The sequence below is a fragment of the Paenibacillus sp. FW126-R14 genome (assembly GCF_058789495.1).
The window spans coordinates 51,889-76,395 of record NZ_JBYTBS010000035.1 but is presented as its reverse complement, the minus strand read 5'-3'; the positions used below and the strand labels follow the sequence as shown (position 1 = coordinate 76,395).

At 46.6% G+C, this 24,507-nt stretch carries 20 protein-coding genes and 1 pseudogene; 18 read left to right on the top strand and 3 right to left on the bottom strand.

From position 1 onward, the window contains the following. The first annotated feature begins 190 nt into the window (after positions 1–190). The 13 genes from AC3WRW_RS20805 to AC3WRW_RS20745 all read left to right on the top strand — a co-directional run bounded on the left by AC3WRW_RS20805 (position 191) and on the right by AC3WRW_RS20745 (position 17,975). On the top strand, positions 191–793 hold the full coding sequence (locus AC3WRW_RS20805) for a class I SAM-dependent methyltransferase (RefSeq protein WP_492548212.1): 603 nt from the start codon (positions 191–193) through the stop codon (positions 791–793). 220 nt (positions 794–1,013) lie between these two features. Further along, positions 1,014–2,759: a sensor histidine kinase gene (locus AC3WRW_RS20800; protein ID WP_492548211.1), complete on the top strand. Its 1,746-nt coding sequence runs from the start codon at positions 1,014–1,016 to the stop codon at positions 2,757–2,759. Between the two features lie 17 nt (positions 2,760–2,776). Further along, complete coding sequence (locus AC3WRW_RS20795) at positions 2,777–4,348, top strand: response regulator (RefSeq protein WP_492548210.1); 1,572 nt, start codon at positions 2,777–2,779, stop codon at positions 4,346–4,348. A 110-nt stretch (positions 4,349–4,458) separates the two neighbouring features. Beyond that, the gene (locus AC3WRW_RS20790; RefSeq protein ID WP_492548209.1) at positions 4,459–6,579 is read left to right on the top strand and encodes a LamG-like jellyroll fold domain-containing protein; all 2,121 of its coding nucleotides are present in this window, start codon (positions 4,459–4,461) and stop codon (positions 6,577–6,579) included. Between the two features lie 174 nt (positions 6,580–6,753). Beyond that, positions 6,754–7,680, top strand: a complete 927-nt coding sequence (locus tag AC3WRW_RS20785; RefSeq protein ID WP_492548208.1) for an ABC transporter permease — start codon at positions 6,754–6,756, stop codon at positions 7,678–7,680. Between the two features lie 19 nt (positions 7,681–7,699). Further along, the gene (locus tag AC3WRW_RS20780) at positions 7,700–8,605 is read left to right on the top strand and encodes a carbohydrate ABC transporter permease (RefSeq protein ID WP_492548207.1); all 906 of its coding nucleotides are present in this window, start codon (positions 7,700–7,702) and stop codon (positions 8,603–8,605) included. Positions 8,606–8,668: 63 nt separating this feature from the next. Then, on the top strand, positions 8,669–10,225 hold the full coding sequence (locus AC3WRW_RS20775) for an ABC transporter substrate-binding protein (protein WP_492548206.1): 1,557 nt from the start codon (positions 8,669–8,671) through the stop codon (positions 10,223–10,225). Between the two features lie 77 nt (positions 10,226–10,302). Next, a complete protein-coding gene (lacZ, locus tag AC3WRW_RS20770) occupies positions 10,303–13,440 on the top strand; it encodes a beta-galactosidase, LacZ type (protein WP_492548205.1) in 3,138 nt (1,045 codons plus the stop codon). A gap of 160 nt (positions 13,441–13,600) precedes the next feature. Next, the gene (locus tag AC3WRW_RS20765) at positions 13,601–14,338 is read left to right on the top strand and encodes a DL-endopeptidase inhibitor IseA family protein (protein ID WP_492548204.1); all 738 of its coding nucleotides are present in this window, start codon (positions 13,601–13,603) and stop codon (positions 14,336–14,338) included. A gap of 212 nt (positions 14,339–14,550) precedes the next feature. Then, positions 14,551–14,820: a CD3324 family protein gene (locus AC3WRW_RS20760; RefSeq protein WP_492548203.1), complete on the top strand. Its 270-nt coding sequence runs from the start codon at positions 14,551–14,553 to the stop codon at positions 14,818–14,820. A gap of 151 nt (positions 14,821–14,971) precedes the next feature. Then, complete coding sequence (locus tag AC3WRW_RS20755) at positions 14,972–15,457, top strand: RrF2 family transcriptional regulator (protein WP_492548202.1); 486 nt, start codon at positions 14,972–14,974, stop codon at positions 15,455–15,457. Between the two features lie 134 nt (positions 15,458–15,591). Next, on the top strand, positions 15,592–17,025 hold the full coding sequence (locus AC3WRW_RS20750) for an MDR family MFS transporter (protein ID WP_492548201.1): 1,434 nt from the start codon (positions 15,592–15,594) through the stop codon (positions 17,023–17,025). Between the two features lie 56 nt (positions 17,026–17,081). Beyond that, a complete protein-coding gene (locus AC3WRW_RS20745; protein WP_492548200.1) occupies positions 17,082–17,975 on the top strand; it encodes a class I SAM-dependent methyltransferase in 894 nt (297 codons plus the stop codon). Between the two features lie 59 nt (positions 17,976–18,034). Here the strand turns inward: AC3WRW_RS20745 and AC3WRW_RS20740 are convergent, their stop codons facing one another. Further along, on the bottom strand, positions 18,035–19,372 hold the full coding sequence (locus AC3WRW_RS20740; RefSeq protein ID WP_492548199.1) for an S-layer homology domain-containing protein: 1,338 nt from the start codon (positions 19,370–19,372) through the stop codon (positions 18,035–18,037). A 244-nt stretch (positions 19,373–19,616) separates the two neighbouring features. Here AC3WRW_RS20740 and AC3WRW_RS20735 point away from each other — a divergent pair, with 244 nt between their 5' ends. Further along, on the top strand, positions 19,617–20,162 hold the full coding sequence (locus AC3WRW_RS20735) for a HupE/UreJ family protein (RefSeq protein ID WP_492548198.1): 546 nt from the start codon (positions 19,617–19,619) through the stop codon (positions 20,160–20,162). A 230-nt stretch (positions 20,163–20,392) separates the two neighbouring features. Continuing rightward, positions 20,393–20,794, top strand: coding sequence for a cupredoxin domain-containing protein (locus tag AC3WRW_RS20730; RefSeq protein WP_492548197.1), 402 nt, complete (start codon positions 20,393–20,395; stop codon positions 20,792–20,794). Positions 20,795–20,856: 62 nt separating this feature from the next. Here AC3WRW_RS20730 and csaA read toward each other — a convergent pair whose 3' ends face one another. Together csaA and AC3WRW_RS20720 are read right to left on the bottom strand one after the other, a co-directional pair. After that, positions 20,857–21,186 carry a chaperone CsaA gene (gene csaA / locus AC3WRW_RS20725; protein ID WP_492548196.1) on the bottom strand — a complete coding sequence of 110 codons (330 nt, stop codon included), beginning with the start codon at positions 21,184–21,186 and terminating at the stop codon, positions 20,857–20,859. A gap of 107 nt (positions 21,187–21,293) precedes the next feature. After that, entirely contained in the window at positions 21,294–22,043 is a 750-nt protein-coding gene (locus AC3WRW_RS20720) for an AraC family transcriptional regulator (protein WP_492548195.1), read from the bottom strand. A gap of 120 nt (positions 22,044–22,163) precedes the next feature. Here AC3WRW_RS20720 and AC3WRW_RS20715 point away from each other — a divergent pair. From AC3WRW_RS20715 to AC3WRW_RS20705, 3 genes and pseudogenes are all read left to right on the top strand, one after another. Then, positions 22,164–22,403 (top strand): annotated as a pseudogene (locus tag AC3WRW_RS20715) (hypothetical protein). Positions 22,404–22,427: 24 nt separating this feature from the next. Next, a complete protein-coding gene (gene paiA, locus AC3WRW_RS20710) occupies positions 22,428–22,955 on the top strand; it encodes a spermidine/spermine N(1)-acetyltransferase (RefSeq protein ID WP_492548194.1) in 528 nt (175 codons plus the stop codon). A 144-nt stretch (positions 22,956–23,099) separates the two neighbouring features. Further along, a complete protein-coding gene (locus tag AC3WRW_RS20705; RefSeq protein WP_492548213.1) occupies positions 23,100–24,299 on the top strand; it encodes an oxalate decarboxylase family bicupin in 1,200 nt (399 codons plus the stop codon). Positions 24,300–24,507: the final 208 nt, after the last annotated feature.

Genomic DNA, 24,507 nt, shown 5'->3' with positions numbered 1-24,507 from the left:
GGAGGAGCCGGATGCGATGACCCGCATGTCCGGATCTGTGAGAGGCCCATGCAAATGCGCATGGGCCTACTCGATTTTATTAGAAGAAGGTCCCACTCTAGAGTAAAGAGAAGTTCTATTAACTAAACGACTGTATAGGAGTGGCTTTAGATTTAAATACTAAAGTAAATGGTAGATCGGAGAGATAACAATGGGAAATACAGATAAGTTTGAAACGATAGCTAACATATATGACACTTCTGAAAGAATTCAAATTGCAAAGGTATCATCAGATGCCATCCGTGAATATGTAGTCGACGCTAAAGGAAAGCATGCTATTGATTTTGGTTGTGGAACGGGTCTTGTCGGAATGAACTTGCTAAGCGAGTTTAAATCTATGCTTTTTCTGGATACCTCACCAAACATGATTCATCAAATTAAGCAAAAAATTGCTGATTTTCATATTCCGAATGCAGCTACATTATGCTTTGATTTTGAAAAGGAAGGGCTTTCGGATTTGCATGCCGACTATATTATAATGGCTCAGGTTCTCCTCCACATTCAAGATGTTGAATTCGTATTATCAAGACTATTCGATGTTCTCAATGTTGGAGGACATTTGCTGATCGTGGATTTTGATAAAAATGAGAAAATTGCTTCGGATCTCGTGCATAACGGATTTAATCAAGATGACCTGGCTGACATGATGACTAAAATAGGGTACAGGGATATTCAATCCAAAACTTTTTATCATGGAAATAAAATATTTATGGGACAGGATGCTTCTATGTTTGTTCTTGATGCTCAAAAATAGTGAGGAGGAAATGTTTGCGGGGACATTCGATATGTCCTCGTTTTTTATTCCAAAAATGTATATGTTCTTGGGGGAAGCGAAGCTTACCCTTATTCATGTTCGACAAAGGGTGATAAAATAGTTGATTATATACCCTTTTTCGTTGTTCTGCTGTATATTCTAGACTTGCACGTATACTCTAAACTGAACATGTAACGTTCTGCGAAAGGGTTGGCTTTATATGCAACGTTTGTTCTCCAAAAGCAACTATATACCATTTACGTATAAAATGATGATTCCTTACCTCTTGCTGGTGCTGGTCACAGATACAGCGATCGGCTTCGCCTCGTACACGATGCTTGTAAAGTCCCGTACGGAAGTAGCACAGACGGGGATTCGTGCCGCACTTGAGCAGACCCGCAATAATGCTGATTACCGCATGGCGGAAATTCAGCGAATTTCCGACCAGTTGTTCGGCAGCCTGCCGTTTCAACGCGCCTTGACCAAGCATGGCGACCGGCTAAGCATGTATTTAACGGTTATCGACGAAGTGATTCCGTTGCTTCAAACACCGCTTGAACTGTTCGGCAGCCCGATCCGTTTGACACTTTACACGGTCAACCCGGATATCGGCGAATCAAGCGGCTCTTCTGAAACGACGCCAATTACAAGAAGCGATTATTTTATCCAGTCCTATTCCTCGCTTCAAAGCAGTCCATGGTTTCAAAAGCTGCAAAGAGAAGGAAAGGATAATCTTTGGACTCAGGCTGATGGGGACCGGGAGCTTGGCAACATTTCGCTTTTCCGCAAGCTCGTTTTATTTACGGACAATCGAACCGTCATTGGTTTTATCAAAATCACCGTTAATCTCGATTCATTGCTTGGCAACATCGTGAAATATCCAGAGCAGGGACTTGGCATACGCTTGTATGATTCCCGGTCAGGCAACACACTGCTGGAGAGGCTTCCCGGGGACATTGGCGACAAGTTTCTTACTTTACGCGAAGAAATCGATGGAACCTCTTTCGCAATAGAAGTCCGCGTGCCGCTCGATTATTTAAACAAAGATGCGAAGCGGCTGCAAGTGATGATCGGGCTGATCTGTGCGGCAAGTTTTTTGGGAATGTGCATGATCGGGTTTGTCGTAGCTGCACTGTCTGGACGAAGGATGAAACGAATTGTCTCATTTATTAAGTATGTACAGGAGGGGAATTTTGAGCGGCGAATTCTTGTCAGCGGCAACGACGAGTTTGAGCTTATAGCGCGTTCCTTCAATACTATGGCAGGCAGTATTCAACAACTCCTTGAAGATGTGTACAGTCAGGGAGTTCAAAAGAAGCAGGCAGAACTGGAGGCCCTGCAGGCGCAAATCAATCCTCATTTTCTGTATAATACGTTGTCGACGATCAGCAGCCTAAGCAATTTGGGCAAAACACGCGAAGTGACGGAAATGGTAAAACTGCTCTCCCGCTTCTACCGATTGACGCTGAACGAAGGGCAAGTGCTAATTCCGCTTCAGAAAGAATTGGATCAGGTTCAGGCGTATCTTGATATCCAGAAGGTCAAATATGCGGATGCATTTCAAGTGTTTATGGAGATGGACCCGGAAGTTAAGGATGTGCAGATCATCAAACTGCTGCTGCAGCCATTTGTAGAAAATGTATTCAAGCATGCATGGTTCGGAGAAACCATAGCCATTCGGATTACAGCGAAGCGAATTGGGGAGCAGCTGGAGCTGAAGGTTATCGATACCGGCATCGGCATGCGGCCTGAGAGCATCGGCAAGGCGCTTCGTGGCGGACTGCAATCAAGCGCTTACGGACTGAAGAATGTCGATGCAAGAATTAAGCTCCGGTATGGCGGTGATTACGGGGTGCAAATTGCCAGTATTTTCGGCGGCGGGACGACCGTTCGAATTGTATTGCCGTTTCGAATGGATGCTTTCCCAGAGCTGGACGAGACGAGATATTCACGCAATCACACATGAAAAGGGCGCGATAGAAGATGGACATTACGATTATGCTCGTAGATGATGAAGCGATTGATCTCGAATGGCTGCGGGTTCGGGTAGAGGCTGTGCAATATCGAGGGATGCGGGTTGCTGGAACTGCGAAGAGCGGGTTTGCCGCACTTGATTGGATGAAGCAGCATCACGTGGACATCATTCTTTCAGATATCCGGATGCCGATTATGTCGGGATTTGAATTTGCGCGAAAAGCGAAGGAAATCAACCCTGAAGTCCGGATTGCTTTTATAAGCGGCCATGAGGATTTCAGCTACGCCAAGGAAGCGATCCAACTTGAGGCCTATGATTATTTATTGAAACCTATCGATGACGAACAGTTGGCCAAGATGATTGCGGGACTATGTGCCAAGGTGGAGGAGGATCGCCGCCACCGCACTTCGCTTTCAGAAGCACTGCCGTACGTACACCGGGAATTGCTGCTTCGCTGGTTCCAAGAAGCGTCTCCTTGTATAGCCGAATCGCGGTTGGCCGAGTTTGTGGCGCCTTTTACCGAGAAAGGGACAGCAGTGGCGTTGATTGAGGCAGACGATGTTGAAAGATATTCGAAAGAAATGAAGATTGAGGAGCGGCGTGCTTTATGGACAAGCGTAGAGCAGCATCTCTTGGATCTGGTTCGGAAGAGAGGATTGGGGAATCTTATGAGCGGTTTCGCAAATCGGTTCGTGCTCTTGGCACCAGGCGGAACCGAAAGCGGACATAAGCTTGAAGAACTGATCAGCGCATTCCGCGAGGCTTTCCCGTTTACTTTAACAGTCGGACTCGGCACTCGCGCGTACAGCCAGGAAGAGCTTCACCACTCCTATAGTCAAGCAGAGATGGCGCTCAGCATCAAGTGGATGCTCGGTAAAAACAAAGTGATCCGCGATATCTCGTCTCAGCCTTCCGATAAGACGGAAACCGTTCCTATTGAACGGATATTCGACGAACTGCTTCAAGCCATACTCGACTATGATTTGGTGAAGATTGACGACAGCTTAACGTCCATCTTTCGCCCTGATTTTTCCCCGCATCGCAAGAGTGAAGCGTATGATTTGATCATCCGGTTGACGTCAAAATTGCATGGCGATTTACAAAAGCTAAACGAGAATTTGTATGAGATTCTGAACTGGGAAACCCATCAGCCGGATGTTTTATTCGAATTCGAAACGATCAACGATATTGTATCTTGGCTGCGCAGAAGATTATTTGAGCTGTCCGAGCTGTTGTTTATGAAGAGACGGAAGCATGACCGCAAATTGATTGCGGATATTCGGAGTTATGTGGGAGAGCGGCTGGAAGACAAAGTGACGCTGAAGGAAGTTGCCGCGAAGTTCGACTTTACGCCTAATTATTTAGGCCATTTGTTTAAAGCGGAGACGGGGATGGGTTTCAGCGATTTTATGAATGACATCCGCATGAAGCGCGCGTGTGAGCTGCTTGACAATCCTCGGTTGAGAGTATACGAAATCGCAGACAGGATCGGCTACAAAAATGTCATTTATTTCAATCGTTCATTCAAGCAGGCTATCGGTATGACGCCGCGGGAATATCGTAAAATGAACAAGATTTAAAGGAGGTTCGTAGATTTACGATTAATTATTGTTGTTCTGCTGAATGATATCCGAGATGGCTGTCCCTCTATACTGAAAATAAAATAAATATAGGAGGACATAGCGCTATCATGTTCATATTATCTGGTAATGGAGGGAGCGAGCCTGCTCCCGCAGCTTCGACTTCCGTCGTCATTGACGGTAACGGACCTGGGAAAATTTTTGAAGGACAAGGGGTGGTTAGCGGCGGAGGCGGGAATACGCGTCTGTTGATCGATTATCCCGAGCCTTATCGCAGCGACATTCTGGACTATCTGTTCAAGCCTAATTTCGGGGCGAGCTATACCCATTTAAAAGTTGAAGTAGGCGGAGATGTTTTTTCCACAACGGGAACGGAGCCAACTCACGCGAGAACGAGGGAGGAGCTCTCTCATCCGAATATGCATCGGGGTTACGAGCTATGGCTAATGAGCGAAGCGAAGAAGCGGAATCCGAACATCAAGCTTGATATTCTGCAATGGGGCGCTCCTGGTTGGATTAACGACTACAGTACTCACATCGGCAAAGACAAGGAGAATTACTATTACAGCAGCAACAGCAAGTATGCCATGTATTCGCAGGAGAATGCGGATTATTTGGTGAGCTACATCAAGGGTGCCAAGAAAGAATGGGGCCTGGACATTGACTATGTAGGGGGCAATCAGAATGAAAGCTTCGTTGGTCTTGACCGCATAGACCCTGGCGACCCCGATAGTCCTTCGTATTTGAAGCACTATATCGTCCATATTTTGAGACCTACGCTGGATCGCAATGGACTGCAGCATGTCCAAATTGTCGCTCCCGACATTGGCGGCAGGGAACAAGAACCCTATAACCCCAGATCGCCTTGGGCTTTCGTTAATGAAGTCCTTGCCAATCCTCTGTTAAAGAACGCGGTATCTGTCATAGGTTACCACTATGTGAAGAGCACGTCCACGCAAATCGCTCAAGACTCCGGATTGACGTTATGGGAGAGCGAGGGCTGGACAGGATCCGGCACTTGGCACAGCGTTAAGGAGCAGAAGGGCGCTCTTGATTTGGCTAAGATCATGAACAACAATTATATTAAGGCCAAAGTTACCAAAACCAATGTTTGGCATATGATCTCGTCCTCTTATCCGAATCTGTCGTTTCCGAAAACAGGTGTGATGGTTGCCGACGAACCATGGTCAGGCACGTATACCGTTATGCCTGCCATTTGGGCGGCGGCACATACGAATCAATTTGCTAAGCCCGGATGGCGATATCTTGACAGCGGGTGCGGTGTCACCCCTGGAGGCACCTCATACGTTACCTTGAAGCAGCCGGGTGGCAGCGGCGATTACAGCATTATTTTGGCAACCGGGGGTTGTGCCGAGACAATGGCCTTCCAGTTGTCGGGCAGCTTATCTACCGGAACGGTTCATGTGTGGAAATCCGATGCCGAGCAGCAATTTATGAGGGGGCTAGATCTCACGCCTTCCGACCATTTGTTCGCGATTAGCCTCGAACCGGATTCCGTCTATACATTGACAACAACGACGGGGCAGCAAAAAGGGCTTTCCCCTCATCCCATCCCAGTACCGCAATCGTTCCCTGCCCATTATGAGGATGATTTTAAAGGTTACCATATTGGTGCGGCGCCGAAATATACGTCGGATGTTGAAGGCGTATTTGAAGTTGCCGAAAAGTGGGGCGGCGGCAAAGCTTTGCGTCAAGTTGTTGTCGGCCCCATGAAGCAGTGGGATGCTTGGATGACCCCACGTATCCGATATAGTACGCATACCCAATTAGGCGACCTGAATTGGACGGATTATGATTTCAGCTCGGAGGTATTTATTGAGGATTCCGGAAGAGATATGTATGGAAATGAAAAGCCAGGAACGGTATCCATTGTTGGACGCGCGGGCACACAAGCCCGTAAATACATTAATGATACTCTGATCAGCGGTTACAGGCTGCAAGTGGAGCAGACGGGTCAGTGGAGTTTGCGGATCACAGACCCGTTGAAAGACGCCGATACCCTCCTGGCTGCAGGCAACGTACCTTTCTCCTTACAGACTTGGCATCATCTGAGGCTAAGCTTCAGCGGCACGAATATTAAGTGTTACATTGACGGTACGCTTGTTGCGTCGGTGAACGACAGCACGTATGCGTCAGGCGCTGTGGGGCTTGGCAGCGGCTATAATTACGCGCAATATGACCATATTTCTATTCGGAATCATTCTGAATAATCCTGAATCAGCATGAAAACACGATAAGCAGCAGGGGAGCGATCTCCTGCTGCTTATTTTGTTTTCCGCCTTTTAAAATAGATTCGTAGATTTAGTATTACTTTTTGTTGTTCTGCTAAATGATAACGAATTGGCGATCCCTCTATAATAATAAACAGAGAGAGGAGAAGAGATATGATTAAGCGACAACATAGAATCTGGCATGAGCTGCGAAAGAATAGAACTTTGCTGCTCATGATCATGCCAACTGCGCTGCTCTGTTTACTGTTTTCTTACATCCCGATGGCGGGGATCGTAATTGCATTTAAAAAGTACAATTACACAGGCGGTATATTTGGAAGCCCGTGGGCAGGGCTGGAAAATTTCAAATTTTTCTTTCAATCCGGCAACGCTTGGCTGGTAACGCGGAATACGGCGCTGTATAACCTCGGCTTTATTCTCCTGGGCAACGTCATGCAAATTACAGCGGCAATTCTCTTGTTTGAAGTTGGGGGCAAATGGTTCCGCAAAATCATCCAATCGACGTTGTTCCTGCCTTATTTCATCTCCTGGGTGGTCGTCGGCTCAATCGCGTACAGCTTTTTCAGCTACGACATCGGGATGATCAACAGCATCTTGACTTCGCTGGGCATGGAGAAAATCGACATCTACAATACGCCTGCGTATTGGCCGTACATTTTGCTATTCTTCAACATCTGGAAGTCTCTCGGATACGGCACAGTGATGTACTTGGCCGCCATTACCAGCATCGACACCGAAATGTACGAAGCGGCTGAAATTGACGGAGCGAACGTATTCCAGCGTATTTTCCATGTGACCGTTCCCAACTTGATGCCGACGCTTACGATACTCTTGCTGCTGTCGGTCGGACACATCTTCCGTGGAGACTTCGGGATGTTTTACAATTTGGTAGGCAATAACGGCATGCTGTTTTCTTCAACGGACGTTATCGATACATTTGTTTTCCGGCTCCTGATGACCACGAACGAAATCGGCATGTCCGCCGCCGCAGGCGTTTATCAATCGGTACTCGGCTTCGTGACGATTCTGCTTGTCAATTATGCAGTGCGCAAATACGATAAAGATCGCGCTTTATTTTAAGTGGAGGAGGACAACACATATGCACGCGACAGCCGTTAAACGCGGCCTACAGAAGGATAAGTTCTTTCTCTCCGCTATCGGATACGTCACACTGGTTATCATGGCATTCGTATGCGTCATCCCATTCTGGATCGTCCTGGCCTCGTCGTTCAACGATGAGAACGCAATCCGATTGCATGGCTATCGTATTTTTCCCAAACTATTTTCAACCGAAGCTTACAGCATTATTTTCGAATATCCCGAATCTATTCTTCGGGCATACGGCGTAACCATCACAGTTACCGTTATCAGTACCGTGCTCGGCTTGTTCATGACGGCCATGACCGCCTACGTGTTATGCCGCAAGGATTTCAAATGGCGCAACCACTTCGCCTTTTACTTCTTCTTTACCACATTGTTCAACGGAGGGCTTGTCCCTTGGTACCTGCTCATTGTCAACTATTTGGATCTGAAAGATAAATTGATCGTCCTGATTTTGCCGACGCTGGTCAATGTGTTCAACATTCTTGTGATGAGGTCGTTCATGAACGGAATTCCCGATGCGATTTCAGAGTCCGCCAAAATCGACGGCGCCGGTGACTTTCGGATCTTTCTTAGTCTCATTCTTCCGCTTTCCAAGCCCGCGCTGGCGACGATCGGTCTGTTCATAGCGCTGAGCCATTGGAACGATTGGTATATGACCTTGCTGTTCATTTCCGACGAGAAGCTAATGCCGCTGCAATATTACTTGTATAGAATGCTCGGCAACCTGGAAGGCATGCGCGATGCCATGTTAGGATCCGGGACAGGCGTGACCGTGACGATTCCTGGAGAAAGCTTGAAAATGGCAATGACCGTGGTAGCCACAGGTCCAATCTTACTTGCCTATCCGTACATCCAAAAATATTTTGTAAAAGGATTAACGATCGGCGCCGTTAAGGGGTAATCTCAGGGAAACCTGGTTATCAATAGAATACGACAACCGGAACAGAGAGGGGTTAGCAGCACAATGAAAACAAAGAAATCATGGGGACTTGCTTTGACGAGTCTATTGGCAGCATCAATGATGCTTAGCGCATGCGGCAGCAAAGATAACAGCTCCAGCACATCAACAAGCACGCCACAAAGCTCATCTTCACCTAATCAGAAAGAAGCGGGGGTCGATACGTCTCAAGCCGTTGCCTTGAAAATGATCCTGCTCGGACCGAAACCGGCCGATTACGACCTGGTATTCGGAGAAATCAACAAAATTTTGAAACAAAAAGTAAACGCTACCCTTCAAACGGAATTCCTGGATTGGTCCGACTGGAAGCAGAAATATCCGCTCAAATTTGCGGCTAACGAAGACTTCGACCTCGTCTTTACGGCAAACTGGGCCATGTACGCCGATCAAGCGATGAAAGGAGGCTTCCTGGAGCTGACGGACGCTATGCTTACCAAATATGCGCCGCAAACATGGAAATCCATGGATAAAGTGAAATGGGATCAAGCAAAAGTTAAAAATAAACTGTATATGTTCCCGTATAACATTCCGAACGAATATAAGGAAAAGCTCGTTATTTACCGCGAAGACTTGCGCGAGAAGTATAACTTGCCGCCGATCACGGACGGAGCATCGTTCGCGAAATTTACGGATGCCATCGTAAAAAATGAGAAAGGCGTTACACCGTTTGGCCCTACGCTGGCGACCATGCATGCATTGGACACACCGCTGCTGGTGCAAAAGAACAATTGGAAGGTGATTGACGGCACACCGTTCGCTGTCAGTACGGGAGATGCGGCAGGCAAAGTGTTTGACATCTACGATACGCCGCAATTCAAAGAAATCATTGCGTACTACAAAAATCTCGCAGACAACGGGGCTTGGATGAGAGATGTGTTGACTTATAAAGGCAGTCAGTCCGAAGACTTTAAATCAGGTAAAATTGCGTCCTTCTCCCATACGTTATCTTCTGCCGCTTCCGCCGTAGCCGCTGTCAAAAGCGCGCATCCCGATTGGAAAGTCGGCATAGCGGATATCGCACCTGACAGCAAGAAGTCCATCGCCATTTCAACGCAAAACGGCATGTCCATTCATGCTTCGTCCAAATATCCGGAGCGCTCGCTGATGGTGCTCGACTTGCTGCAAACGGATAAGCAGCTTCATGATCTGATGATGTACGGCATCGAAGGCACCCACTATACGGCTGTCGGCAACGACCAGTTCACCAAAAAGGACAAATTCACGAGTTTCAACACCTTCACGAACTGGGGCTTCCAGTCGCCGCTGAACCGCCAAGAGTCGACTTACCCGCAAGCGGCGAAAGACATCGAGAACAAATGGAAAGATCAAGTTATCCACTATAAACTGGAAACTTTCGTATTCGATACTTCGAAAGTCGTAAATGAAGTCTCGAACGTCAACAATGTGATGACTCGTTACGGACTTCCGCTCGAATACGGTCTTGTGAAAGATACGGACAAAGGATTAGCCGACTTGCAATCACAGCTTAAGGCAGCGGGCGTGGACAAAGTTCAAGCTGAGCTTCAAAACCAAATCAACACATTCCTGGCAGAGAATAAATAAGCCATGACCCGAAAGAAGGAACCTTTTAAGAGGTGACTATCTTTCGGGTTTATTAATGATGAAAGAGGTTATCATGGATGAAAAAAAAGTTTGAGCACACACCGCCGACAAACGGCTATCCGGAGTGGAACAATAACCCTGAAATTTTTGAGCTGAATCGAATGAGGGCACACGCAACACTGATGCCTTTCGATTCCGTGGAAGAAGCGCTCCAAAATAATAGAACAGCTTCCCAAAGTTATCTATCGCTGAATGGCATTTGGAAGTTTGCTTTCGCGGAGTCTCCGTCCGAGCGTATTCGAAATTTCTATGAAATCAGCTTTGATTCTGCCGGATGGAAGGATATTCAAGTACCTGGACATTGGCAGCTGCAGGGGTTCGACTACCCGCAGTATACCAATGTCCGCTATCCTTGGGAGGCGTCAGAGCCGGATCTCAAGCCCCCGTTCGCGCCGACCGGATACAATCCCGTTGGTTCGTATGTCCGATCATTTACGGTGCCTGAGCAGTGGCAGGGCCAGCCTGTTTTTATTAACTTTCAAGGCGTAGAGTCCGCTTTCTATGTGTGGGTGAATGGCGAGCTCGCAGGCTACAGCGAAGATTCGTTTACACCGGCCGAATTCGACGTTACGCCATACTTGAGAGCAGGCAAGAATAAGCTTGCAGTCGAAGTGTACCGCTGGTGCGATGCAAGCTGGCTCGAGGATCAGGATTTCTGGCGGCTCAGCGGCATTTTCCGCGATGTCTATTTGTATACGGTTCCTAAGGCGCATGTGTACGATTTCTTCGTAACGACAGAGCTCGACGAGGCGTACGAAGATGCCAAGCTTAAGGTTAAGGCGACGCTGATGAACTATTGGGAAAAAGATCTGCACTCCGTTACGCTTGAGGCGCAACTGTATGATGCTGGGCAGAACGCTGTGTTGGCAGAGCCGATGAAGGCAACTGCAACAATGGGCAGCCAGGATGCGGAAGCTCAAGTTGAGCTAGAGGCCTATGTTGCCAATCCCCTCAAATGGAGTGCGGAGGAGCCGAACCTCTACATGCTCGTGATCTCCCTGAAGGATGCGAATGGAGAACTGCTTGAGGCCATCAGCACGCAGACAGGCTTTCGTAAATTCGAGCTGAAAGACGGGCTCATGCTCTTGAACGGACAGCGGATTGTCTTCAAAGGCGTTAACCGCCATGAGTTTTGCTTAGACGCTGGCCGTGTGATGAAGCTGGAAGATATGGTGACGGACATTAAGCTTATGAAGGCACACAATATCAATGCTGTGCGGACTTCTCATTATCCGAACAATCCGCTCTGGTATGAGCTTTGCAACGAATATGGCTTGTATGTCATTGACGAAACCAATCTGGAGTCGCACGGCACTTGGAGCGGCGGGCAGACCGAGCTGCTGCCGAATACGGTGCCTGGCAGTCATCCGGCCTGGACGGCGAACGTCCTTGACCGGGCGAATTCCATGATGCAGCGGGACAAGAATCATCCTTCGATCGTCATGTGGTCGCTTGGCAATGAAGCGTTTGGCGGCGATAATTTCATCACAATGCATGATTTCCTGCGCGAGGCAGATCCGACTCGTCTTGTTCACTATGAAGGTGTTGTGAATTGGCAGGAATCGTCCGCTGCGACCGATGTGGAAAGCTATATGTACATTCGACCACAAGGCTTGATCGACTACGCGAATCAAACGATGGCCAAAAAGCCGTATATCCTCTGTGAATACAGTCATGCCATGGGAAATTCCCTCGGTGGCTTGCATCTTTACACCGAGTTGTTTGATCGCTATCCGGTGCTGCAGGGCGGTTTTATTTGGGACTGGGTCGACCAAAGCCTTTGGAAAACGGAGGCGGATGGCACGAAATATTGGGCGTACGGCGGAGATTTCGGCGAAAAGCCGCACTCCGGCAATTTCTGCGGCAACGGTCTTTTGCTTGCGGATCGTTCCATTACGCCCAAGCTGATTGAAGTCAAGAAATGCTACGAGAATATAACAATAACCGAAGTTGATCCTACACAAGGCATCTATCGCGTTACGAATAAAAACCTGTTTATAAATCTGGATGCGTATTTGCTTCAGTGGACGATTGCTATTGATGGCGCTGTATGTGCTGAAGGCAATCTGTGCGTATCGGTTGCGCCTCTTGAGAGTAAGGAGATTCAGCTAGCGCTGCCAAAGCGTGAACAAAGCGGAGAAGCCGTGCTGACCATCAGCTTTGTGTCGAAGAAAGCGGAGAAATGGGCGGAAGCGGGTCATGAAGTGGCGTTTGCGCAATTCGTACTGCCTGCTGGAAAGTCGGTTGTCGCTGTTGTTGAACCCGTGAAGAGCTACAGTCCGGTACATGTTTCCGAGCAATCTGGTACGTTAACTGTAATCGGAGAGAATTTCACTGCTGGATTTGATACGGCAAGCGGCAGCCTGGTTTCCTACAGCGTTAGCGGAAATGAGCTTCTGAAGAGCGGCCTTGCGCCGAATTTCTGGCGTGCCTATACGGATAACGATCGTGGCAATAAACAGCATGAGCGCTGTGCAACATGGAGAAGCGCAGGCGAAGAACGTAAACTCCGCACACTGCGTTGGGAGCATCTTGCCGATCGTGTCCTCATCCATGCTGCATATGTGCTGCCGACAACAACGGAAGCAGCTTGCACGATGACGTATACCGTTCTTGGCAGCGGAGCGATTCACGTGCGGCAGCAATTGGTACCGGGAAATCATCTGCCGGAAATTCCAGAAATCGGCGTGATGTTTAGTCTGGACGGCTCTTTTAATAAGATGTCCTGGTATGGCAAAGGGCCCCATGAATCGTACTGGGATCGTCAATTGAGCGCAAAACTGGGACTCCACCGCGGCAAAGTTGCAGATCAGTTCGTAACATACCTACGACCGCAGGAGTGTGGCAACAAGATGGAGGTTCGCTATGCGGCAATCTCAAATCAAAGTGGTTATGCGCTGCACATCACTGGCGAACCTACCTTCGAGCTAAACGCGCTGCCCTATACGCCATTTGAGCTTGAAGCCAATGATCATGTCTATAAACTGCCGGTCAGCGACAAAACGGTTGTTCGGATCAATTATCGTCAAATGGGTGTTGGCGGCGATGATAGTTGGGGTTCAAAACCGCATCCGCAATTTTTATTACCCGCCGATAAGAGCTATTCATTCAGCTTTACGCTGCAGGGGATGGTAAACATAAACGATTGTTCTTGATTCCCCCAAAAAACATGCAGCAGCTGCAACAGTTCCCTAAGTTTACCCGAAAGTTATGTACTTTCCACCCTAGGCATTAGTGGTATATTTCTCTATATTGAAGAGCGAAATGTGAGTCTGTCTGTCGCATAGAGTGATAACAAATACAGGAGTGGTGGAAATGGTAAATTGGAATTGGAAATCTTTTGTTAGCGGTATTGTGGTAGGTACTTTGGCATTCTCGGTTGTAACTTATGCATCTTCCAACGCCATCAAACTGATCGTTAACGGATCAGAGCTTCATACAGAAGTACCGGCTCAGATCATTGATGGCAGTACGATGATTCCGGCAAGAGGGCTCGCCGAAGCATTAGGAGCGTTCGTTACCTGGGATCCGGCTAATCAAGCTGTGATTGTGGAGTCCGATCCGTTCACCAAGTTAACGGACATGAATCCGAAAAGAGCTGTACAACTGGCCGGCTTGGCTCAGAAGCTTTACTGGGTCGTAGGCCGCGGTGGCACCCAGCATCCGGAAGGACCTGTGAAAACTTTTACGGTAGAAGGTAAGCAGCATGATTTTCGTTGGATGGGGGACGATTTGAATACTAAGGCGAAGTTCATCGCTTTTTTGGAAAAGGCCTATACGTCGGAAGAGGTGGCAGCTTTCTGGAATCAGCTTGTTCAGGCAGGAGATATCATTGAGGTTGACAACAAGCTCGCCCAGGTGAACGCGGATGGCGGTTCTCAAATGAGTTGGGGAGACTCCACAGCACTTCTAAAGAAGGGCGCTACCGATGAGATGACCTTCCGCTATACGGTACCAGCAGGGGATAGCCACACGGAACAAAAGGACATTAAGGTCCGTTTCGTTGAAGGAAAGGGCTGGCGGATCGATTCGCCAATTTCTGAAATCCATTAATCATCCACTCGAAATATGGTATACTGATAAAATAAAAGGAGGTGCCTTACTGATGGAGAATCTCTTGAGATTGTCTGTGACTTCTTACACTCATGCAAAGCCAGTATTAGAGAGGCGTTACTTTGCATGGGGCGGAATTTTTTCTAACGCTGAATAAACTTTTCTAATATTTTGGCTTTGCACCTTATTATCCAAATAAGGAGTGAAGCGGAATGAAATATACGAATGCCAAAAAAATATTACCCGAAAAGCTGATTATGGAAATTCAACAATATGTCCAAGGTGAAACGATTTATATTCCTAAGCAGGAGAAAGAATATCATCATTGGGGAAGCTTAAGTGGCGGAAGACAGTGGATAGATCGCCGAAATGCCGCTATTAGACACGCTTTCAAGACTAAGAGCAATATTGAACAGCTTGCTAAGGACTATTTTCTCTCCATTGAAACCATTAAGAAAATTGTTTATTCCCGAAATAAGTAGCAAAAGACACTGGTGAAGTTTTTTCATCAGTGTTTTTTTATGTAAGCTTTATTGGCTTGAAACAAGAAAATCATTGCAATTTAGGGTTCAATCTTTTATTATGGATAATGAAGATCCATAATAATCATGATTATGAGGGGAGGAGGGAACCTTGCAGTTCTCCAAAAGTACAGATTATGCCCTGCACGCCTTAATGCATCTGGGACATTCGGAGCGTTGCAGTAACGTCGGGATCAAGGAGTTATCCGGTGCGCTTGGTGTTTCTGAAAGCTATTTATCCAAAATTATGTCGAAGCTAAGGCAGGATGGAATCGTACGTGCTGTGCCAGGGGTGAACGGAGGTTACGAGCTTGGACGGCCGGCGGATCAGATTACGTTTTTTGATGTGATTCAAGTGATTGAAGGAAGACAGCAGCTATTCGAATGCTCGAATTCGAGTTCGCGGCAGCATCAGTTGTTTGCGGAAGAGGGAGCTGCGCAGCAGGATCAACAAGGACCGGGAAAAAACGAATGTTTGGTTGAGAAAGTTATGAACGGCGCGGAACAGCATCTTCACCAATACTTGAGGGAACATACGATTCAGTCGGTATTGGATGAGGCGTTTAAACGCTGCAGTCACGGAGTAAGCAAGAAGTGATGCACTTCTTGCATTCTAATTATGGATAATGAAGATCCATGGAGGATTAATTCCTTTTTGCGCCTCAATTATGGATATTGTAGGTCTGTAATGGTAGAGATTGTACTAAGTATAGTGACTTGGAGGAGAAATAAATGATAGAAATAAAAAATATTAAGCGCGGTCCGATCCTGTTCGCACTGATCATCGGGATGTTCGTTGCCGCTTTGAATGAGACGCTAATGGGCAACGCTCTCCCCGAGCTGATGAAATCGTTCGGCGTATCGGCGACGACGGTCCAGTGGCTGGCTACCGCGTATTTGCTTGTCGTTGGCGTGCTCGTACCGGTGACGGCGGTATTGCAGCAATGGTACACGACCCGGCAAATGTTTCTGTCGGCGATGAGTCTGTTCTTCGTCGGTACGGCCATCTCAGCGATGTCGCCGGATTTCGGAGTGCTGCTAGTTGGGCGGATTATTCAAGCGATCGGAACCGGCATGCTGCTGCCGCTTACCATGAACGTAATCATGACCATTTATCCGCCGGAAAAACGGGGAGGCGCGATGGGGATGTTAGGGCTCGTCGTCATGTTCGCGCCAGCGATCGGTCCGACCCTTTCGGGGTTGATTGTTGACGGGCTTTCATGGCGCTGGCTGTTCTACCTTGTGCTTCCGTTTGCGTTGCTCTCGATTATCGTTGGGATTGCTGTCCTGAAGAACGTGTCGCAGGTCACGAAACCGAGGGTAGATTTCTTGTCCATTGGGCTGTCTACAATCGGCTTCGGCGGAATCGTTTATGGTTTCAGCAAGGCCGGTGAACTCGGTTGGTCGGTGCCGGAGGTGATTTGGACAATCACGGCGGGAGGTGTGGCCTTGGCACTGTTCGTCTGGCGGCAACTGCATCTTAAGGAGCCTGTCATGGATTTACGGGCGTTCCGGTATCCGATATTTACGCTTGTCGCGGTTCTGCTATTCGTGCTGTTGATGACGTTCTTCTCGTCGGCGATCATGCTTCCCATGTTTATGCAGGGAGTGCTGATGATGACAGCCTTCAAATCCGGTTTGATCCTGCTTCCCGGCGGGATTGTGAACGGGCTTATGGCTCCGATCTCAGGCAAGCTGTTCGACAAATTTGGGCCTCGCGTTCTTGTCATCCCCGGACTTGTGGTTGCTGCCGCTTCCCTGTGGCTATTCACCCGGTTCGACGAAACGACGGGCACCGGCTTCCTCGTCGCCGTGCACATCGCGCTGATGATTGGCATCGCGTTAGTGATGATGCCCGCACAGACAGCTGGGCTTAACCAACTGCCGAGCCATCTGCACCCGCACGGGACGGCGATTTTGAGCACGCTGCAGCAGGTGTCCGGCGCAATCGGTACGGCCCTGTACATCAGTATGATGTCAGGAGGACAGAAAAAGTATTTAAGCGGAGCAAGCGATCCGCACTCTCCGGCGGAAATAGCCAGAGGGCTGGCAGCCGGTATCCATCATGCGTTCTGGATCGGCGTCTTCATCGCCCTCGTTGCGGTCGTATTCGGTCTCTTCCTCCGTAAAGGGAAGTCGCCGCAACATGAACAGGCGGCAGGATAAGACGGCTGTCCTTTTAAGAAAATCCATAAACGATATAGAAAGTGTGAGGAACGATCATGAACAATTTTTTTGATGCGGCATTTTGGGAGAAAGCTTGGAAAGACGATTCCAATACGATATTAAACAAAATGCAAAAGGCGGGAGTCGATCCTGCCCGCTCTTTTGACCATAAGGCCAAAGCTTTCAACGAACAATCGTTTAACGAAGAGGGAAGAAAACGAGCCAAACGAGTTATGAACTGGCTAGAAGGGCAAGGGGTTCGATTCGACGAAAACGCCTCGGTTCTGGATATTGGCGCCGCATCGGGAGTGTTTTCGGTGCCGTTTGCGGAGCGGGGGGCCCGTGTAACCGCCGTAGAGTCCTCTCCTCCGCTGGTCGACCTACTGGAAGAAAACATCTCAAAGTTCACCGAAAATAAGGTGAATATCGTAGCCGAACCGTTCGAGGATATCGACTTGCAAACAAAAGGTTGGAATGAGGCCTTCGATCTCGTTTTTGTCTCGATGTGCCCGGTCATTCACAATTGGGATAGCGTGGAAAAAATCCTCCAGTGCGCTCGGAAGTTTTGTTATATCTCTATGCCGGTAAGCCCTCCAGAGAACAGCCTAGTGAAAGAAATCTGGCCGCTCGTCACCGGCAAGCCCTTCGATACGAAACATATGGAAATGGGATATTTGCTGCATCTGCTGTATCTTAAAGGCTATGCATACGAATCGCTTATTACCCAGGAAACGAAAACGACGGAAGTATCCAGCGAAGCGGCGCTGCAAGAAGCGCTCACTTGGCTGCGCCATCACCGGCTGCCTGCAGATGAACGGAATCGGAACATCATTGCTGATTATTTGGAGCAAGCATATCCGTCCGGCAAAGTAGTCATCCGGGAGGGTGGCCGTTATGGCAAAGTGCTGATACGTTTGGAGGATCAGAGCATGTATACGAGAGAGAATTGAGTATTTGCAAAAAAAACAGCTGCTCGGGAGAAAAGAAATCCCGGGCAACTGCTTTTTTTTTATTTAAAATCACCCAACAAATAATTGTAGAAAGGTTCGTCCACCCAGAACTTATAGGAGTCGACATTCAAGCTGGGGTTGATTTTCTTTAGGCCAGCAACAACTTCGTCAGATTTATCGCTGAGGGAGAAGGACTGTGCGTAATAATGGCCTTTACTGACTTTATTGTTAGCAATCACTTTATAGTCTTTCACATCGGTTAATGAATAATAGAGCGGCTGCCACCAGGAAGAGTAAATGAGCCCTGTTTGGTCATTACTGTTCTTTTTCGCGTATTGGAAAATGATCTGCTGGAACTTGTTCTTTTGCTCAGCGTTATCGAATTCAAACTCAATGTCGTATTCCTTGGCGTAGGCGATGTAATTGCCGTTCTCGATTTGGACGACTTGATAATCGTCGGTTTGTGTCGGCTCGCCCCATTCTTTCAAATAAATGAAGGCCGACGTTTTGGGTTCCAGCTGCACTTTCGCCTGGATGTTCTCGCTGCGCAGCAATCCGATTAGCTGAATCGCATGCGTAATGTCAGAATGTCCATAGGTAAGAGACTGCTTTGGATCAAAGTTTGCATCGAAACGAGAATCCTTCAGATTGTAACCGGTAATGAGATTCTGTTTCAAGGCTTCATCGAACACAGAACGCAAATCTGCGGATGAAATCAGATCCTCCGTACGCCAGGCATCGTTAATTTTGCGGAAAATATCGTCATCGGAAGTCGTTCCAATATAATGCTTGTATTGACCGTTGAAAGTCAGAATCTTACCAAGAAGTTCGTTTGCAAAGCCTTGGCTAGCCGCAGCATCCGCTTTGAAATCCGAAGAGACAAGTCCTGTATCAATGGCCGCGGCCAGCTCTTGGGCAGCTTGCAGCGTTAATTGATTGTTTTGATCGTAATCGATATGTACTTTGGCCAGAGCGGCCTTGATTTTATCCTTGGGATAGGTATAGGCGAGTTCTTTCAAGCCGGAGGCTTTTAAAGCTATGAAAGCAGCCTGCAACTGGGTAAGCGGTTGATCACCCTGCAGCTTGCCTTCGGATAGAATCCCTTTTTGGTGTAAAGCAAGCGCTGCTTTGTAATAAGGACTGTCTTTTTGTATATCTGTAAAAACATTGGTCTGATCTTTCGCTTCCGCTTTCAAGATGCGGTTCACGGCGATAATGAAATCGCCTTTTGATAAGGAATCTGACAAGGCAATGGTATATTGATCATTCAAAAACTGCTTATAAGAGACTGCTGAATCACTTGATGCAGCCGCACTGCTTAATGTGCTTACTGAGGATAGGAGGACAGCTGTTAAAAGAGCTGCTTGCAACGGTTTACGAGATTTTAATAGTTTCATAAGAATGAAACACCTCCGATGTATTATTCATATAGGAATAGTATGGTTTATTGAAATATATCAGTTAGCACTATTGGTGTCAATAAAAAATGCTTGGCGTTTAGCGGGAAATAAACAAATGTCAAATTAAGGTTTAACAGCCGGTTAACAAAAAAGATAGTTTCTTTTAATACTAGTCTTATAGAATGAAAACATATTTGCTTACTTCCACGGTTTTAAGCAATCAGAACAAGGAGGAAATAAAATGTCAGGCTGGTATTCATTTTTTAATCTAGGTATGGAGCATATTTTAGGTGGATATGATCATCTTTTATTCTTGTTTTCGCTAATCATCGCTAGTCAGAAGTTTAAGCAGTATGCTTCCATGATTACCGCATTTACGATTGCTCATAGTATTACATTAACATTGACTGTATTAGGAATTATTCATGTGCCAGCGTGGTTTGTCGAGCCTATGATTGCGCTTAGCATCTGTTTTGTAGCCATCGATAACGTTGTACGTAAACAGGTTAACTATCGTTGGGTCATTACTTTTTTGTTTGGTTTAATTCATGGTATGGGTTTTGCCGATTTATTGGTAGAAATGAACCTTCCGAAAGCGCAGCTCGCTACGGCTCTTATCAGCTTTAACCTTGGTATCGAAACGGTTCAGATTACAATTGTTGGGGTTCTATTCCCAGTGTTATTGCTGTTGCACCGTTGGAAATATTCAAAGCAAGCCGTTTATGCAGGATCGATAGTGGCGTTTGTCTTGGGGGCAATTTGGTTAGGGGAACGAGTATTTTTTTAAAAGATTGGAAATCAACACAAAAGTTCATCAGATTGAAACTGAATTTTCATTAATCATTCATACTATTGGCCCAAAAGAGACATTCTAATTTCATGAAAAGGTGTATAATCAACCTTGCCGCTTATTGGCTAGGTTGATTTTTTTTAACATATAAGAATTTATATGTTTTTGGGGTGAGCGAAGCTTACCCCTTATTTATGCAAAATAATGAAGTGAAAGGGGGAACTGGCATGAAGAATCGTATGACCAAGTTCTCAAGGATAGGTCTTGTCTCGGGAGTCCTAGTGATTTGTCTTTCTATCTTTGCTTTATTTTATTTTCAGCAGCCGGAGTCATCAGCCGAAGAACCCGCGGTAACTCAACAAGAAGGGTTTCAAGTTGCTACGATCAATGTGAAGGATGACGGCTTTTATCCTGCCAATATCGAGGTTCAGGCAGGTGTGCCAACTAAGCTGAATTTCAAAAAGAAAACCGGCCTTACTTGTATTAAAAGTGTAGCCTCTCCTGATTTAGGGATAGATGTCTATTTGGAAAAAGGGGATAATTTCGTTACATTGAAAGATTTAAAACCCGGAACCTATAAATTTCACTGTGGGATGTATATGTACTATGGGACAATTACGGTGAGATAGGCGAATATATTAAGATCGTTTCAACCTTATTAGGGATGAAACGATCTTTTCTTTTAATAGTCTCAATGTATCGGCGATCCATTCGGTACTTGATGATCGGGCTTCAGAAGCACGACATCCCCTTCGCTGGGGATGCCGCCTAAGACGAGTACCTCGGACTTAAATACGGCAATACGCCTGGACGGGAAATTGACAACGGCAACAACTTGTCTGCCGATAAGCAGCTCAGGTGTGTAGCGGCGTGTTATTTGAGCGGACGATTGTTTAATGCCCAGATCGCCGAAATCGATACGCAGCTTAATCGCTGGCTTGCGCGCCTCAGGGAATGGCTCTGCCTCAATGACCGTGCCGATTCGCATGTCCACCCTGTCGAAATCCTCAATAGTTATCATGTGTCTTGCTCTCCTTCTCATACAATTGTGATTGATCGAATGCGTTCGCATATTTTCAATTGTACGAAAGGATTGCCGAAGGCTTTTGTCTGAATAACTGTAACTGTTTAACCCAATGACGGCTGTTCGATTGATCGAATGCCCTCACGATATTGTCTAGGAGTTGTCCCTTCTAATCGACGAAAAAGCCGTGTTAGGGAAGCTTGATGCTCCAAGCCGACCTGTATAGCAATATGAAGAAGCGGCCAATCCGTGTGAAGAAGCAATTCCTTCGCTTTCTTAAGGCGCACTTGTTGAATATACATCGACGGGGAGCTTCCGGTCATTTTACGAAACCATTCGCTGTAGTGCGTCCTGTTATAGTGCTCGATAGCGGCAAGGAGCTCGACGGTGATGGACTCGGCAAAGTGCTCGTGAATGTATTGGATAGAAACAGGCAGGCTGGGATTCTTCGTTAGTTGCCGTGAGATGTAAGGGAAGAGCGATCGAACACCTTCTTTACTGTCAGGTGCATACTCGAGCTCGCTGTGCAGCAGATTCCGGATACCCCGCCATTCGTTTGTCACCGAATATACCGTACCTTCGTTAAGAGCGGCAATCCCTGTCGTTGGGAGCATTTCAGAAGGAATGTCTAGCACGATGAAAGAGTTCGGATGACCGTTCGAGCAAAAGATGTGCTCGCAATTCGGCGGCACGAGAAATAATGTATCTGCTGTAAGCCGCAGCTGCTGCGATTGAGTCTGCATCGACATCTCCCCGTCCATGGGGACGATTAATTGCGCATAGTTATGCGTATGCGACTCGGTTACAGGTGCGTATGTTCTCCGCTCTGCGTATAGTTCTTTTAAAAGGTTCATGATGGGTCTATTCCTTTTTTTCGATAATCTCATATTTCTACTATAGACCAATAAGAGTTTGACGTATAGATTCGGATAACGAACGGGAGTTATTATGTTGTAAATACAACAAGAATAAGAATGATTGCCAGGGCTTTGGATTCTATAAGCAATATTGAATTTAAAAAATATGTGAAAATCCAGGAATAATCCAAGAAAAGTTAGCTGAGATGATAAAAGTAGACCGGACAACAGCTGCTCGCGCTATCTGGATTCTCTGAAAGTGAAGTCGAAACGATTCATATCCTGCTGCAACGAGTCAGAAAAAATGTGGAAAAAGACTGGGAGTTTGTGAAAAAGGGAAATAAGAGAAAATATTGATTTAGTAAAAGGAGAGGGAATAAAGTGACTATAACGATAAAAAAGTGCACAATCGAAGATGCCGCATTACTACAAGAAATTGGATATGAAACCTATAATGATACATTTAAAACTGACAATTCGCCTGAAAATATGAACGCCTACTTGGAGAAAGCTTTTAACTTAAACCAATTAGAAAAAGAATTGTTAAATCCCTCCTCGGAATTTTATTTTATTTATTCGAATGAGGAAATTGCCGGGTATTTAAAGCTAAACACGAATGAGGCTCAAACGGAAAGAATGGGCAATGATTCACTTGAAATCGAGAGGATTTATATAAGGAAAAAATGTCATAAACAGGGGCTTGGCAAATATTTAATGAATCAAGCGATTGAAATAGCGAGAGAGCGGAATAAAGCGAAGATCTGGCTGGGGGTTTGGGAAAAAAATGAAAATGCAATGAACTTTTATAAAAAAATGGGCTTTGCTCAAACAGGAGCCCACTCTTTCTATATGGGTGATGAGGAGCAAATAGATTTTATAATGACCAAGACACTACATTCGAGCATTTAGATTTACATAAGGGGGAGGGAGCTGTCGATGTCTTGGTTGCAATAAAGGGACAAATTTCTAAAAATCTCATGCTAATCATAACTTAATATAGGCATTTAACTCGTGACAAGGACGAAGTTTATGGAACATGAGGTGTAAATAATGATGGATAAAGAATCACGCAGCGGATATGTACCTGTACCGCAGCCGTATAGGAGCGATGGTGCCGGTTGGTGGGATTTAGGGCCTCGGGACGTAATGCGAGACTTGGAGAACCCTGACATGTTTGTTCCGCCTGTCACCGATGCCGGGTCGCTGCCTAATTTGAAATTCTCATTCTCTGACACTCATATGCAGTTAAATCATGGCGGCTGGTCGCGGGAAGTGACGGTTAAAGAGCTGCCGATAGCAACCACAATTGCGGGGGTGAACATGGCCCTGACTCCGGGGGGCGTGCGAGAGCTGCATTGGCATCAGCAAGCGGAATGGGCACTTATGCTTGTCGGGCGAGCACGCATTACATCCGTTGACCAGAACGGGAGGAATTTCATTGCCGACGTGGGCAAAGGCGACCTTTGGTACTTTCCTCCCGGAATTCCGCATTCGATTCAAGGACTTGAGGAAGGTTGTGAGTTTTTGCTTGTCTTCCCGGACGGTAATTTCTCTGACCTGAATACGCTATCTCTCACCGATTGGTTCGCTCATACGCCAAAAGACGTATTATCAGCGAATTTTGGTGTTCCAACAAGTACTTTTGACCATATACCGAACCATCAGTTGTACATTTTTCAAGCAAACGTTCCCGGTCCGATTGAAACCCAACAGATAGCAGACCCTCAAGGTATGGTGCCATTAACTTTTACACATCGACTATTTGCCCAAGAGCCGATTGTTACTCCTGGCGGGAGTACAGTACGTATAGTGGATTCAACCAACTTTCCAATTTCGACTCAAATTGCCGCATCGTTACTGGAGATCAAGCCGGGCGCTATGAGAGAAATGCACTGGCATCCAAACAATGACGAATGGCAGTATTATATCTCAGGCACGGCGCGAATGACGGTTCTGGCGCCCAATGGTACGGCTCGTACTTTCGATTATCGTGCTGGAGATGTTGGATATGTACCGCGTGCTTTTGGACACTATATTCAAAACACAGGCAATGAAACCGTGTGGGCTTTGGAGATGTTTAAGAGTGACCGCTTTGAAGATGTTTCACTAAATCAGTGGTTGGCGCTTACACCTCATCAAGTAGTACAACAGAACTTACATGTAGGACCAGAATTTATCCATGCATTGAAAAAACATAAACAATTTATAGTAAGCAATTCGGGGTTTGCCTATTACCCAAGAACGGATAAGTAAGCAGGTTGAATGGTAAAAGATAGCGAGATAAATAAACCGTATTCCTAGTCGTACAGGAGTCCGGTTTATTTGTATAAATTAGATTACAAGGCCAGCGTCCTGATTGCCGCTGATGGTGAATGAACTGGAAAATATCCCTCTAAATGGATCGATTGATGATCTTGCACCGAGTTTAGAAGGAAAACCTCCCGTTAATTTGAACGGATTT